Source organism: uncultured Shimia sp. (assembly GCF_947493595.1).
Lineage (GTDB): Bacteria > Pseudomonadota > Alphaproteobacteria > Rhodobacterales > Rhodobacteraceae > Shimia.
In genome coordinates, this window is record NZ_CANLRL010000002.1 from 17,883 (window position 1) to 32,684 (window position 14,802).

At 56.7% G+C, this 14,802-nt stretch carries 12 protein-coding genes; 3 read left to right on the plus strand and 9 right to left on the minus strand.

Annotation, left to right across the window (positions count from 1 at the left end; genetic code table 11):
- Positions 1-65 precede the first annotated feature (65 nt).
- The 7 genes from Q0955_RS05710 to Q0955_RS05740 form a co-directional block, all read right to left on the minus strand.
- On the minus strand, positions 66-884 hold the full coding sequence (locus tag Q0955_RS05710) for an ABC transporter ATP-binding protein (RefSeq protein WP_299421140.1): 819 nt from the start codon (positions 882-884) through the stop codon (positions 66-68).
- A 75-nt stretch (positions 885-959) separates the two neighbouring features.
- Positions 960-2,243 carry an ABC transporter substrate-binding protein gene (locus Q0955_RS05715; protein WP_299421142.1) on the minus strand — a complete coding sequence of 428 codons (1,284 nt, stop codon included), beginning with the start codon at positions 2,241-2,243 and terminating at the stop codon, positions 960-962.
- Between the two features lie 79 nt (positions 2,244-2,322).
- Positions 2,323-3,399, minus strand: a complete 1,077-nt coding sequence (locus Q0955_RS05720) for a branched-chain amino acid ABC transporter permease (RefSeq protein ID WP_299421145.1) — start codon at positions 3,397-3,399, stop codon at positions 2,323-2,325.
- A complete protein-coding gene (locus Q0955_RS05725; RefSeq protein ID WP_299421147.1) occupies positions 3,399-3,656 on the minus strand; it encodes a hypothetical protein in 258 nt (85 codons plus the stop codon). Before Q0955_RS05725 ends, Q0955_RS05720 begins: the two co-directional genes overlap by 1 nt.
- A 4-nt stretch (positions 3,657-3,660) precedes the next feature.
- Positions 3,661-4,689, minus strand: coding sequence for a branched-chain amino acid ABC transporter permease (locus Q0955_RS05730; protein WP_299421150.1), 1,029 nt, complete (start codon positions 4,687-4,689; stop codon positions 3,661-3,663).
- A gap of 41 nt (positions 4,690-4,730) precedes the next feature.
- Positions 4,731-5,552 carry an ABC transporter ATP-binding protein gene (locus Q0955_RS05735; protein WP_299421153.1) on the minus strand — a complete coding sequence of 274 codons (822 nt, stop codon included), beginning with the start codon at positions 5,550-5,552 and terminating at the stop codon, positions 4,731-4,733.
- Entirely contained in the window at positions 5,549-7,705 is a 2,157-nt protein-coding gene (locus Q0955_RS05740; protein WP_299421155.1) for an AMP-binding protein, read from the minus strand. The genes Q0955_RS05735 and Q0955_RS05740 overlap by 4 nt, the downstream gene beginning before the upstream one ends.
- Positions 7,706-7,903: 198 nt before the next feature.
- Here Q0955_RS05740 and Q0955_RS05745 point away from each other — a divergent pair, with 198 nt between their 5' ends.
- The 3 genes from Q0955_RS05745 to Q0955_RS05755 all read left to right on the plus strand — a co-directional run bounded on the left by Q0955_RS05745 (position 7,904) and on the right by Q0955_RS05755 (position 11,540).
- The gene (locus Q0955_RS05745; protein ID WP_299421158.1) at positions 7,904-9,814 is read left to right on the plus strand and encodes a PAS-domain containing protein; all 1,911 of its coding nucleotides are present in this window, start codon (positions 7,904-7,906) and stop codon (positions 9,812-9,814) included.
- A gap of 8 nt (positions 9,815-9,822) precedes the next feature.
- Positions 9,823-10,527, plus strand: coding sequence for a response regulator transcription factor (locus Q0955_RS05750; RefSeq protein ID WP_299421160.1), 705 nt, complete (start codon positions 9,823-9,825; stop codon positions 10,525-10,527).
- Between the two features lie 497 nt (positions 10,528-11,024).
- Positions 11,025-11,540 (plus strand): hypothetical protein, encoded by a 516-nt coding sequence (locus Q0955_RS05755; RefSeq protein ID WP_299421163.1) that lies wholly within the window; start codon positions 11,025-11,027, stop codon positions 11,538-11,540.
- A 157-nt stretch (positions 11,541-11,697) separates the two neighbouring features.
- On the opposite strand, the gene Q0955_RS05760 is transcribed toward Q0955_RS05755, so the two are convergent.
- Together Q0955_RS05760 and Q0955_RS05765 are read right to left on the minus strand one after the other, a co-directional pair.
- Positions 11,698-12,852 (minus strand): ABC transporter substrate-binding protein, encoded by a 1,155-nt coding sequence (locus Q0955_RS05760; protein WP_299421165.1) that lies wholly within the window; start codon positions 12,850-12,852, stop codon positions 11,698-11,700.
- A 47-nt stretch (positions 12,853-12,899) separates the two neighbouring features.
- Positions 12,900-14,792, minus strand: a complete 1,893-nt coding sequence (locus Q0955_RS05765) for a long-chain fatty acid--CoA ligase (protein ID WP_299421168.1) — start codon at positions 14,790-14,792, stop codon at positions 12,900-12,902.
- Positions 14,793-14,802: the final 10 nt, after the last annotated feature.

Consider the following 14,802-nt stretch of genomic DNA (forward strand, 5'->3'; position numbering starts at 1 on the left):
TATGTCTGCCCGATAGGTTTGGGCGGGGTGGCGCGCCGATCTGCGCGCCGAAAATTTGCGGCGTTTTAGCTCAGCCAACGCTTACGACGGCGATAAGAGCGCACATCACGGAAGGATTTCCGCCCGTCGTCGCTCATACCGAGGTAGAATTCTTTTACGTCAGGGTTTTCGCGCAGCTCATCGGCCGGGCCATCCATCACCACACGGCCGCTTTCCAGAATGTAGCCGTAATGCGCAAAGCGCAGGGCGACGTTGGTGTTCTGTTCGGCGAGCAGGAAGGTGTTGCCTTCTTTTTCGTTCAGATCTTTCACGATGTTGAAGATCTCTTCGACCAGTTGTGGCGCCAGACCCATGGAGGGTTCATCAAGCAGAATGCACTCCGGTTTACTCATCAGCGCGCGACCGATGGCAACCATCTGTTGCTCACCACCAGAAGTATAGCCCGCCTGAGATTTGCGACGTTCTTTGAGACGCGGGAAGTAGTTGTAGACCATTTCGAGGTCAGCGGCGACATCGCCACCGCTGCGGGTATAGGCCCCGGTCAGCAGGTTTTCCTCAACGGTCAGGTGTTCAAAACAGTGACGACCTTCCATCACCTGGATCACGCCCTTTTTCACCAGCGACGCCGGGTCCAATTCCGCAATGGGCTCGCCACGATATGTGATGGAGCCTTTGGTCACCTCGCCGCGCTCAGAGTGCAGCAGGTTGGAGATGGCCTTCAGCGTGGTGGTTTTGCCTGCGCCGTTGCCGCCCAGCAATGCGGTGATACCGCCTTTGGGAACCGCAAGGCTCACGCCTTTGAGCACGAGGATCACGTGGTTGTAGATCACCTCGATGTTGTTGACCTCCAGAAGGGTCTCTTGGGTGCGACCAGCGTCAAGCATGTGCGTTGTCTTTCATCTCACGTTCTAGGGTGTCCCGGCCGGTGCGCCCGGCCGGGACAAAGGTTTCAAACAGGCTTACTTACAGCCCATTTCGATGTTGTTTTCAGACGCATATGCGTTGGAATCTTCCGCGATCAGCGCGCCGATCACTTCCTGGTCGGTTTCTGCAAAGTCAGAGATCAGGGACCAAGTCTGGCTGTCCGCATCCCACTGGGTCACACCAACGAGGCCTGGGCCACCGTGGTTTTCACAGGACACGTCAAAGGAAGGACCAAAGTTTGGCATACCCAGCGCGGCCATCTTCTCTTCGGTGATGGACAGAGCTTCCATACCGTCACGCATCTGGCCGGCGTTGATGTCCGCTACGCCGTGGATTTCCTGAGCGGTTTTGGCCGCTTCAGCTGCGAGCATCGCTGCATACATGCCACGGTTGTAGAGAACGTTGCCGATCTGATCGCCTGCGCCCGCTGCTTTGCCAGTATCCACAACGTGTTTCTGGATGTCGTCAAAGATTGGGAAGTCGCGGCCCACATTGTGGAAGGTCAGCGCTTTGTAGCCGTTGGCTTTGGCGCCTGCGGACAGAACGTCATGCTCCGCACCGGACCACCAGATGCCGATGAAGTTTTCCATTGGGAAGCGGATGTTGGCAGCTTCCTGAATGGCAACCTGGTTCATCACACCCCAGCCCCACATCAGAACGGTGTCTGGCTTCTCACGACGGATCTGCAGCCACTGAGACTTCTGCTCCTGACCAGGGTGGTCAACAGGCATCAGGCTCAGTTCAAAACCGTGCTTCTTCTGCAGCTCTTCGAGCGTGCGGATTGGCTCTTTGCCGTAAGCAGAGTTGTGATAGACCAGCGCAATTTTGTGGCCTTTCAGGTCGCCGCCGTTTTCAGCCAGCAGGTAGTTCACCGCACCGGACGCACCGTTCCAGTATGTGCCTGGGTAGTTGAAGGTGTGGCTGAACACTTTGCCGTTTGCAGCAGAAGTACGACCGTAACCCATGGTGTGCATTGGGATGTTGTCAGCGGTGGTTTTTGGGATCAGCTGATAGGTGATGCCAGTGGACAGCGGTTGATATACCAGCGCGCCTTCGCCTTTAGTGGATTCGTAGCATTCCACACCTTTTTCGGTGTTGTAGCCGGTTTCACATTCCAGCAGGCGGGTTGGAACGCCGCCGATGCCGCCATCACGCTCGTTGAGCAGGGTGAAATAGTCGGCATAGCCGTCTGCAAACGGGATGCCGCCTGCTGCGTAAGGGCCGGTGCGGTAGCTCAGGGATGGGAACACAAGGTCCGCCATTGCTGGGGCTGCTGCCATTACGGCCGCTACGGCCATCGTTGCAAATTTAGTTTTCATCGGGGTTTTCCTCCCATGGTTAGTCCGATGTTGATTGCCGGGGCCTCCCCGCCCCGGAATGGTTGGCTCTGGCCCCGCCTTAGTGCGGGAAGGGCCACAACCGCAGTTTCTGTTTCGCCACGCGCCAGAGTTGGGCAAGGCCGTGTGGTTCCAGGATCAGGAACATGATGATCAGGCCGCCAACAATCACAAGCTGCAAATGCGCCACGATGTCAGTGGGCCAGCCGAGCATGTCCACGCCAACCACTTTCAACACCACCGGCAGCAGCACCAGGAAGGCCGCGCCTGCGAAGGAGCCGAAGATGGAGCCCAGACCACCAATGATGATCATGAAGAGCACGAGGAATGATTTGGTGATGCCAAAGGCCTCGCCAACTTCTACCGCGCCTAGATAGAGCGCAAAGAACAGCGCGCCGGAGATGCCAACAAAGAAGCCCGACACAGCAAAAGCGGAGATCTTGGCTTTCAGCGGGTTCACACCAATGATTTCAGCCGCAATGTCCATGTCGCGAATGGCCATCCATTTCCGGCCAGCCATGCCGCGTGTCAGGTTGCGCGCGATGAGGGCGCTGAGCACAAGGAACACAAGGCAGAACAAGTATGTTGCCCAGGATTCAGTGTTTGGACCGGTCACCGGAATGCCAAAGACCATGCGCTCTGGCGCGTTGATCTGACCGGAGGCGGAGTAGTTGTAGAACCACGGCACCCGGTTGAAGAGCCACACCAGGAAGAACTGCGCCGCTAGTGTTGCCACCGCGAGATAGAAGCCTTTGATGCGCAAGCTTGGCAAGCCAAAGAGAACACAGACCAGTCCGGTGATGCCGCCAGACAGGATCACGTGGAAGAAGATGTTCACCTCCGGAAAGGAGGTCATCAGTTTGTAACAGGCATAAGCGCCCACGGCCATGAAACCGCCGGTGCCAAGCGACACCTGACCACAGTAGCCCACAAGAATGTTCAGGCCGATGGCCGCAATCGAGTAGATCAGGAACGGCAGCAGAATGGCGTTGGCCCAGTAATCATTGATCACAAACGGGATCACCAGAAAGGCCACAACCAGAGCAAGGTAGTATCCCACGCGGTCAATCTTGATCGGGAACGTCTGGTTGTCAGCCGAGTAGGTCTTTTTGAAATCGCCAGCTTCACGATAGAACATCAGGCGGTCTCCTCGTTGTATTCTTTTTCAAGGTGGGACCGGTCCGCCCGGTTCCGAGGTTTTGCATAGCCGGAGGTTTCCGCGTCGCGGGCCAGCCGGAAGAAGGTCCAGATCCCAAGCAGACCACCAAACGCTGCCACCAGGGCGGCCGTGGTCAATTCTTCCGGGCGGGAGACATCACCGGTGAAGGCGAGGTATCCAAAGACCCAGAAGCCGGACCAGGCGATGACGTTTAAGAGGGCGATCAGCTTGGACATGTAATCAGACCCGCTCGATAATCTTTTCGCCAAACAGGCCTTGGGGCCGGAAGACGAGGAAGACGAGGGCAAGCACATAGGCAAACCAGTTCTCGGTTGCGCCACCAAGGTTGATCACGCCGCCAAAACACTGACCGATGCCAAAGCAATATTCGAACATCTTCTCACCGACACCAATGATCAGACCGCCGACAATGGCGCCCGGGATCGAGGTAAAGCCACCCAGCATCAGAACCGGCAGAGCTTTCAGCGCGATCAGGGACAGCGAGAACTGCACGCCCGATTTGGCGCCCCACATGATGCCTGCGACCAGTGCCACAAAACCTGCAAGAGACCAGACCAGAACCCAGATGAAGTTCAGGGAGATGCCCACAGACAGCGCCGCTTGGTGGTCATCCGCCACAGCGCGCATGGCACGGCCCTGTTTGGTGTATTGGCTAAATGCGACCAGCGCGATCACCAAAACGATGGCAACCAAAGTTGCGGTGATGTCGAGGTTGTCGATGAAGAAACCCACGCCCCAGGCGTTGTAGGCGGCATCGTCAATCGCCAGGTTCATGCCCTGTGGCAGGCACAGCTCGCCCGGCAGACAGAAGGTCAGCGTTTTGATCTCCGAGTTCCACATCAGGTCCGCAAACCCTTCGAGGAAATAAGCCAGACCAATGGTGGCCATGAAGAGAATGATTGGCTCCTGCCCCACCAAATGACGGAACACAAAGCGTTGCACGGCCCAGGCCAGCAGGATCATCACACCCACGGTGAGGATCAGCGCAAAGGCCGAGGAAATGTTCCACCCAAAGGTGTGCACATGGGTGCCGAAGATCGCGTTGATCAGGTGGGCAAACGGCACTTGGCCGTTCTGAATGCCCACAAGAGTCATCGCGGCAAACAGCGCCATCACACCCTGAGCAAAGTTGAAGATGCCGGAGGCTTTGTAGATCAGCACGAAGCCCAGCGCCACGAGCGCATAGAGCACCCCGGACATGAGGCCGTTGGTGAAGACCTCCATCGCAAATACGAGTTGTTCAGGCATCGCTCACGCCTCCGATTTTAGCTTTCAGATCAAAGAGGGGCTTAGTCATGTGCCACCCCCAGATAGGCGTCGATGACGTCTTGGTTGTTGCGCACTTCGTCTGGGGTGCCGTCGCCGATCTTTTTGCCGTAGTCCATCACCACAACCCGATCAGAGAGGTCCATCACCACGCCCATGTCGTGCTCAATCAGCGCGATGGTGGTGCCAAACTCGTCATTCATGTCGAGGATAAAGCGGGACATGTCCTCTTTTTCCTCAACGTTCATGCCCGCCATGGGTTCATCCAGAAGCAGGATAGAAGGTTCCGCCGCCAAGGCGCGCGCCAGTTCAACACGTTTCTTCAAGCCATACGGCAGACGGCCAACCGGGGTTTTGCGGATCGCTTGAATCTCAAGGAAGTCGATAATTCTCTCAACTTTCTCGCGGTTCTCAACCTCTTCGCGCTCGGCTTTGCCTTTCCAGATGGCTTGCTCAAACATGTTGGCTTTCATCTGGCGCAGGCGGCCGGTCATGACGTTGTCCAAAACGGTCATGCCTTCAAACAGCGCGATGTTCTGGAAGGTCCGGGCGATGCCCTGTTCCGCCACCTGATACGGCTTCATCGGCGGACGCTTGGCGCCTTTGTACCAAACTTCACCTTCCTGCGGCACGTAGAAGCCGGAGATCACGTTCAGCATCGAGGATTTACCCGCGCCGTTTGGACCAATGATCGCGCGGATCTCGCCTTCGCGGATGTCAAAGCTGATGTCGGTGATCGCTTTCACACCACCAAAGCGCAGCGTGATGTTTTTCATTTCCATCACAGTCGGGCCAATGGTGCGGCCGTCTTCTGTGACGTAGCTGTCGTTGCTCATGTCATTCATTCCGCTGCTATCTTGCTGGCCATGGGCGCAACTTTGGCGTCGCGCAACTCAAGCGTTGCACTGATCGAACCTTTGCGGCCGTCCTCATAGGTCACTTCGGTATTGGTCGAGACGCTGGTGGAGCCGTCATAGAGACCATCCACAAGATCCTTGAACTTGTCCGCCACAATCACACGGCGCACCTTTCGGGTCCGGGTCATTTCGCCATCATCCGCATCCAGTTCTTTGTGCAGAACCAGGAAGCGATGGATCTGGCAACCTGCCAGCATCGGGTCATCCGCCACAGAACGGTTGACGGCCTCAACGTGCCCTTGAATGCTGTCGAGCACCTTCGGGTGACCGGCCAGTTCCTGATACGAGGCATAGGCGATGTTGTTGCGTTCCGCCCAGTTGCCCACCGCCGTCAGGTCGATGTTGATGAAAGCCACACAACGGTCCTTGCCATTGCCAAACAGCACGGCCTCAAGGATGTCCGGGTAGAACTTCAGTTTGTTCTCAACATACTTTGGCGCAAACATGGAACCATCGGCCATTTTGCCAACGTCCTTGGCGCGGTCGATGATGCGCAGGTGGCCGCTTTTCTCTTCAAAGAAGCCCGCGTCGCCAGTTGCCACCCAACCTTCCGCATCCTTGGTGGAGGCGGTGCTTTCCGGGTTGTTGTAATACTCCACAAACGTGCCTGGGCTGCGGTAGAAAATCTCGCCATTGTCGGCAATTTTGATTTCCACGTCCGGGCTTGGCACACCCACAGTGTCCGCGCGCACTTCGCCATCCGGCTGCGCCGTGATGAAGACGGTGGCTTCGGTCTGACCGTAGAGCTGCTTCAGGTTGATGCCCAAAGACCGGTAGAATTCGAAGATTTCCGGACCAATCGCTTCACCAGCGGTGTAGCCCACACGCACACGGCCAAAACCAAGCGTGTCTTTTAACGGACCGTACACCAACACGTTGCCCATGCGGTACTTGAAGTAATCCCGCAGGTTGCCACGATAGAGGTTCAGCAGAATTGGATCTTTGGCCTTGAAGTGCTCGCGTGCCTTGCTGCCGTAACGCAGCTTGGTGAAGGCCATGCGGATGCCGTTTTCCACGATGGTTTCCATCGCAAAGCCAATACCCATCGCATAGCGGAAGGCATTTTTCACGCGGCGCTTCATGTCTGGCTTGGCCAAGCTGCGCTTGGGCATGCCGTATTTCTCACCAGTGGTTTTGGCGAAGTCCATGAAGTGATGGAACAGCGCGTATTTCAGATCACCGCTGTCTTCCATGCGGATCATCACATTGGTCAGCGATGTTTCAAAAATCCGCGGTGGCGCGAAATAGTATGTTGGCCCAATTTCGCGCAGGTCGGTCATCATGGTTTCCGCCGATTCCGGGCAGTTCACGCAGAACCCACACCAGTAGGCTTGACCCACAGAGAAGATAAAATCGCCAACCCAAGCCATCGGCAGGTAAGACAGAATTTCTTCGTCCCCTGTCAGGCTGTCAAACTCGGACGAGTTCTTGGCGCTTTCGATCACGTTACGGTTGGAGAGCACCACACCTTTGGGTTTGCCGGTGGTGCCGGAAGTGTAGAGCATGACACAGGTGCTGTCATAGTCGAGCTTCTCACGACGTTCTTTCAGCTCACCAATCAATTCATCATGTGCTGCGCGGCCTTGGGCCTGAATGTGGCTGAACTCGTGCAGCTGACGGTGGTCATATTTCCGCAACCCGCGTGGGTCGATGTAGACCATGTGCTCAAAGGTGTGCAGCTTGTCCTGGATCTCAATGATCTTATCGACCTGTTCCTGATCCTCAACAATGGCGTATTTCGCGCCACAGTGGCCCAGGATGTATTCCATCTCTTCGGCGGCACTGTCGTTGTAGACCGGTACCGGAACCGCACCCACGGATTGGGCGGCAACCATCGACCAATAGAAATACGGGCGGTTGCGCCCGATAATGGCGACAAAGTCACCTTCTTTTACACCCAGATTGATCAGACCAAGCGCCAGCGCTTCGATCTCTTTCTCGGTCATTGCCCAAGTCCAGGTCTGCCAGATCCCGAACTCTTTCTCCCGGTATGCATCTTTGTCTGCAAACTGGGCGGCGTTCCGCTGCAACAGCGCCGGAATGGACGCGAGTCCCCCGGTCGCCTGTGACGACTGTGCCAAATTCTCTTCCTCCCTTAAGCCCGCCGGAACGGGCCAAAATCGCGCAAGCGATTCTCCACCTCTAGTGGTGCGTGTTTCACCCTGTTGGTCAACTTTTTCTTAAAGTTTTCCCAATCCTTACGAATTGTAACAAGCTGCAATTCGCCCTTTCCGCACCCCCAAATTGGGTGTTAGCGATAGTGTAGAAGGAGAGCCGAGATGGAGCGAGCCGCAGCCACCCAGGCCATGACCGTTGCCGGTCTGAACCTGATCAAACAGGCGATGTCGATTTACGACAGCGATCTGAAACTGGTGGTGGCCAATGCCCGCTTTCGCGAAATGTTTTCCATTCCGCGCGTGCTGTCCCAACCGGGGGCACCGTTTTCAGAAACCATCCGCTTTCTGATTGAGAACGGCGAATATGGCGATGTACGTGATGAAGACAAAGAGGCCTTCATCAAAGAGCGCGTCGACCGTGCCTTAAATTTTGAAGCGCATTACTTTGAGCGCAAACGGGCAGACGGCCGCTGGGTCTCTGTCGAAGGCTCGCCCCTGCCCGAAGGCGGCTGGGTGGCGGTCTACACCGATATCACCTCCACCAAACGACAAGAGGCGTTGCTGCGCTCCCGTTCTGAGGAGCTGTCGGATCAGTTGCTGCAATACGCCGAGGAACTGTCCGCCACCAACCGCGAGTTGGAGGCCACGGTACAGACACTGGAAGAAGTGAAGCGCCAGCTGATGGACAGCGAGGCACGGATGCGGCTGACAGCAGAAATGATGCCGGCTCATATCGCGCACGTGGGACCAGATCGGCTTTACACCTATTCGAACCGCCGCCTGAGTGCGGTGATCCCGGGGCGTCCGTCAGACATTGTCGGTATGCACGCCAGTGAAGCCTTGGGGGACGACGCCTACAGCCATATCAAGCCACATATGGACAAGGCCTTCAGAGGCGAACCGTCGGTGTTTGAGTTTAACGAACACCCCAGCACACGGCGCATTCGCGCGGCATTTACACCAGATGACAACGAGGGCGCTGCCCGTGGCGTCTACGTGTTGTCGATGGACGTGACCGAAGAAACCCAAGCCCGAGTGGCTTTGCAGCAAACCCGGCGCCGGGAAATTGCCGCACAGATGACCAGCGGCCTGGCACATGATTTTTCCAACCTGCTGACGATTATTTTAGGCACACAAAGTCGGCTGCAAAAAATGAACCTGCCTGAAGACGCCAGCGCATTGATCGAAGCGACCTTGGGTGCAGCACGGCGCGGCGGTACATTGCTGGACAACCTCGCCAATGTAACCGGGCCTCGGGTCCCCAAACTGGCGCCAACAGACATGACCAGCTTCCTGTCCGAGCTGGAAACCTTGGCGCAGCCGACGGTTGGGGAAGAGGTTGCGCTGATCATTGAGAACAGCATTCCAGACGGCGCGGTGTTGCTCGATCCGGCGATGTTACACGACTCGCTGGTGAACCTGTTGTTGAACGCGGCCCATGCCTGCGGTCAGGGCGGCACCATCCTGTTGATCGCCGAGCTGATGCAGAACACCTGGGTGCAGTTCACTGTACGTGACACCGGTCCGGGGTTCTCAGACGCGGCGCTGGAACATGCGCTTGATCCGTTCTTTACCACCAAAGGCGCAGATGGCTCCGGCCTGGGTTTGGCGATGGTCTATGACATGACCAAGCTGGTGGGTGGCGACATCAAAGTGACCAACACCGAGACCGGAGGGCAGGTGGTGCTGCGCTTGCCGCTGCGGCGTGCGGTACAGGATTCCACCCCCGGCTTGGCACTGCTGGTCGAGGACAACCCGGACCTGCGCGGGCTGATCCGCGATATGCTGACCGACATGAAGCACACGGTGATCGAGGCCGCCAGCGTCGACGAAGCTCGCGTGTTGCTGGATCAGGTGCCGGATATCACACTGGTGCTGTCTGATATTTCACTGGAGGGCGACGCCACCGGCGTGGACCTGATCCGCGAATTGGGGCGCGACCGCGTGCCGACCTATCTGATGACCAGCTTGCCCCAGAGCCATGATCTCTATATCGAAGGCGCCGCGCGTGCGCCGGTGCTGCCCAAGCCCTTTACCGCTGCGCAGCTTGACCAGTTTCTGCATCCGAAGTGAGCCCCGCCATGACCGCCCCGCTTGTCACCATCCTGGACGATGAACCGGAAATCCGCATGATTTTGGCGGACGCTTTGGAAGACGCGGGCTTTCGCACCATGGCGTTTTCCCGCGCTACCGAATTTGAAGCGGCGCTCAAATCCACCACGCCGGATGTCTGTCTCGTGGACCTAGGATTGCCGGACAAAGACGGCTTGTCGCTGGTGCATCGCCTGGCGTTGGAGCTGGGCGCGGCGGTGATCATCATTTCGGGCCGCGCGCAAGTGCAGGACCGGATCACCGGGCTGGAGCTGGGCGCGGATGACTACATCATCAAGCCGTTTGACCCGACCGAAGTGGTGGCACGCGTTCGCGCGCGGCTACGCAAAGAAAAAACCGTCGCGCCGGTGGCCGCCAACACCGCCGTGTTCAACGGCTGGACCGCCTTTTTTGACCGCTACGTGCTGGTGGATGAAAATGGTGCTGAAACCACCTTCAGCCATGCGGAAGGCGAAGTCCTTCGGCTGTTCTTAGACAGCCCCAAACGCTTGATCAGCCGCGCGCAGATGCAGGAGTCTTTGGGGGGCGCGGCTGGCGAAAGCTTTGACCGGGCCATGGATGTGCGGATTTCCCGCCTACGCACCAAGCTCAAGGAAGATCCAAAAAACCCGCGTCTTATCAAAACCATCTACGGCGCAGGCTATATCTTTTTGGGTGATGTGACCTGGCAGTAACCCGCTGTATTTACACAGCAGCTGCAAAATCGACACAATATGTAGCCAAATGCCGCAAAATAAGGTATGTCTGTGGATAGGTGGTCGCCAGAGCGCCCAGGTTGAATCCTCCTTCCAACCTGTGTGGCGCGGGCACATCCACTCACGGAAGGGCCGCGGACTTTTTAGGGACAGGCGCGCGGTCTTTATGGGGACTGTGCAAGAACAAGTTCACTCCCGCCTTCCCCGCAGACCAGACCATCGGCTGCGGGGAATTTTTCTGTATGCTCAGAAAACTGGACGCCCCTGCCACAAACTGAAGGTGAGCTTCGCGCCCAGTGTGACGGATGGCTCGCGAGGTTTGTCTGACCGCTTTGCCCTTGTTGAAGTTAATGCACCCGTAGGACTATTCGGGCTGTGCCGCCTAATTCGGCTTTGCGCACAAGTCGAATTGAACTATCCATTCTGTCAGTATGCGACGTCCAAATGCACTATATATCCTGACTGCGACAGCAGTAATGTTCTCGCTTTTTTTGGGACTTTTCCTATTAACGCGGACGGGTTTACCCACAGCTGATGTCGTTGCTCAGCAGGCAGCGAGCCGACCAATTATCCAAGTTGACGCATTCAGTCCTGGTGACGTAGAGATCCTTTTGCTTAATAGCCGCAGGGTGGTTGTCTGGAGACGCAATGAGGCTGATAGGATCCTTGCAGCAAGCCAAAACGCACCAGAAGAATGGCAACATCACGATACAAGAATTCTCGGAAAGCCCAAGCCTGTCTTAGCGGATGACGCAAATTTGACGTTGAACGAAGAATGGTTCTTTGCTTTGGCGGAGTTTTCCAACCCGTATCAATACCTGTTGCTGAGAGCAGGCGACTTTGAGGGCTTCTTCGAAGGACGGTATGCTACCCACTTTGACTTAGCAGGGCGTGTCAGAAAAGGCCGCGGCAGTAAGAACCTTACCGTCATAGAAGCCGAGTATGTCGATGACGGGAAAGGCATACAGCTTTTTCTGAATGGAAAACCTTGAAGCCAAAATTCACGTACAGGTAGCGAATTGGTTCTTCGTCCACTCACCGTAAATGTGCGCCCTGGCTATGTAAAGCTTTGGCCATGTGGGCAAAAGCTGACATGCAAAAAGGCTCCCGAAAACCTCCGGGAGCCTTTTTATCTTGCTGACAGACGCCTTACTTCACAGCAACCGTCTTCCAACCGCCGTTTTCCACCACAGAAATCACCACGTCATCCGCGCCGCGGTGGTCGTCAGCACCATAGGTGGTCTGCGAGCCGGTGAGCTCGTCCATATAGTCCAGCGTCTCCATGGCGGCGATGAAGCCTTCGTGGGTCAGCTCAGGACCGGCGGCCTCCAAGGCACGCACCAGCGTGTCCGCTGCGGAGTAACCCAGCATGGCAAAACCGGACGCAGGCTGATCAAACTTGGCTTTGTAATCGGCAATGAACTTACCCGGCACCGGATCCGCTGCCCGTGCATAAAGATCCTGCCAGCCGGATGCGGCATACAAACCATCGGTCACACCGCCCGGCACCATCGCCACCGGCTCCAAGAAGCCTGCGGAGGTGTTGAGGAATTTCACATCGGTCCAGCCCAGTTTCTTGGCGGAGCCCACCACGGTGATACCCTGACGCACGCCAAGCGCCATGGTGATCACATCACACCCGGCGGCTTTGTGTTTGCCAAGAGAGCCAACAAAATCCAACTCATCCGGCTTGTGTGTGGTTTCGCTGGCCATGGTCAGGCCCATGCTCTCCGCAAGGTCTTTGGTGGACTCGGCAATCTCTTTGCCAAAGTCAGACGGGATATACATGGTGCAGAGGTTTTTGGCCTCAAACTCTTCCGCAAGGTATTTCGCGCCAACCTGCACTTGGTCGTAGTAGCTTGAGAACCCAATGAATTTATTGTCCATCGGCTCCTGCAGCATCTGCCGCGCTGCCGAGAGCGGGCCGACATTTGGAATGCCTTTGGGATCGAGCAGTTTGAAGCCTGCCACGTTCATAGGCGTGCCCAAAGACAAAAGCATGGCAAAGGCTTTGTCGCGGTTCAGAAGCTTGTTGTAGCCCTGCATCGCGCGCGGGATCTGGTAGCCGTTGTCCTCCACAACAAACCGGATCTGACGCCCGTGCACTCCTCCGGCGGCATTCACCTCGTCAAAGCGCATGTTGGCGCCGTTGACCGCCGGAACGCCCACCGCAGCAAAGATGCCGGACAGATCGTTTACGGACCCAATCACCACCTCGCCATCGCTCACGCCTTGCGTGTCCGCAGCGACCTGGGAAGCCAGCGCCGCCGCGCCAACTGCCATTGCAGTCGTCAGTTTCTTCATAGTTTCCTCCCGTTTGAAGTGTGGTCTGGGGCCACATGATTTTGAGCTTAGTACATTTCCTCTATGAGTCCCGCGTGTTTCTTCTCCACAAAGCTGCGCTTGAGCTTCATGGTCGCGGTTAATTCTTCATCCTCCGCCGTCAGCAAGACGTTGATCAGGCGGAATTCCTTGATCTGTTCCACCCGCGCGAACTCCTTGTTCACATCGTCCACCTCACCTTTGATAAGGTCCACCACATCTTGAGCGGCACAGAGCGAGGCAAAATCCGAGAACGGCACTTTGCGGTCCTGGGCGTATTTCTCCACATTTTCCTGATCGATCATAATCAGGCAGGTCAGATATTTGCGTGCGTCCCCAATCACCACCGCATCAGAAATATAGTGGCTGAATTTCAGACGGCTTTCGATCTCCGCCGGGGTGATGTTTTTACCGCCAGCGGTGATGATGATGTCCTTGAGACGCCCGGTGATGGTGACAAAACCGTCTTCGTCCAGCTTGCCCACGTCACCGGTGCGCAGCCAACCATCCTCGGTGAAGGTCTCCGCCGTTTTCTCATTATTGCGCCAGTAGCCTTGGAAGTTGTTCAACCCAAAGGTCTGAATTTCGCCGTCCTCTGCAATGCGCACCTGAAAGCCCGGCACGGCTTTGCCCACGCTGCCCAGCTTGTTGTCGTCCGGCAGGTTGATTGAGGCGAGCCCGGCGTTTTCGGTCATGCCGTAGCCTTCGAGAAGCTGCACACCAATCGCCCAATACCAGCGGATCAATTCCGGGCTGATCGGGGCCGCGCCTGTGCCGCCCCGGCGCATTTTGTCCATACCCAACATTCGGCGCAGGTTGCGCAACACAAGGAAATCCCAGAGCGCGTAATTGAGCTGCACACCTGTAGGCACAGGTTTGCGTTCCAACAGGTAGTCCGCCCGCTTGAGCCCCGCCTTGACCGCGAGGTTGAAACACAACCGCCCAATCGGCGTGGCTTCCTGCGCCAACACCAGCACGCGGGAGTAGATCTTCTCCCACACCCGCGGCACGGCGGTGAAATGCGCGGGCGAGATTTCTTGCAGGTTGTCAAAAACCGTCTCTGTGCTTTCGGCAAAATTCACCGTGGATTTGCCCGCGATCGGGAAATAGGCGGACACGTTGCGTTCTAGGATATGGCAGAGCGGCAAGAAACAGAGCTGTTCATCCTTGTCCATGGTTGGCAACGCATGAGCGCCGGACACACAGGCGGCAATCACGTTTTCCTGAGACAGCATTGCGCCTTTGGGCATGCCGGTGGTGCCGGAGGTGTAAATCAGCAGGCCAGTGTCTTCTGGCTTGGCCTTTTTAATTTCTTCTTCAAAGACCCCGTGGTTTTCGGCCTCATAGGCACGCCCGGTTTCATAAAGCTCATCGAGAAACACACATTTGTCATGGCGCAGGTCATGCAGGCCGTCTTGGTCCAAGATGATGACCTTCACCACATGGCTGGCCTGGTCCTCGATCTCCAGAAATTTGTCGAGCTGCTCATCGTTTTCCACAAACAGAAAGCGACTGCCGCTGTCGCGTAGCAGGTACTCCAACTGACTGGCGCTATCGGTGGTGTAAACGCCAGAAGCAATGCCGCCGACACATTGGATGCCCATGTCTGCATAGAGCCATTCCTTGCGGTCTTCCGCGAGAATCGAGACCACTTCCCCCCGTTCCAGCCCCAAGGCGCGCAGGCCAAGGCCAATCCATTTGGCGTGGTTCCAGTAGTCGGCCCAGGAATAGCTTTGCCAAATGCCCAGGTCTTTTTCACGGTGCGCAGTGCGGTCGCGCAGCTGCTCACACCGTTTTTGAAACAGGCCCACAACCGTATCACAACCGTCCACCAGCGCAGGTTTCTGCCCCGGCGTCGCAGAGACAATCACGCCGTTGATTTCAATCTGCTCAGGCGGCTGGGTTGTGCTTTGAATGTTCATGATCCTGCCT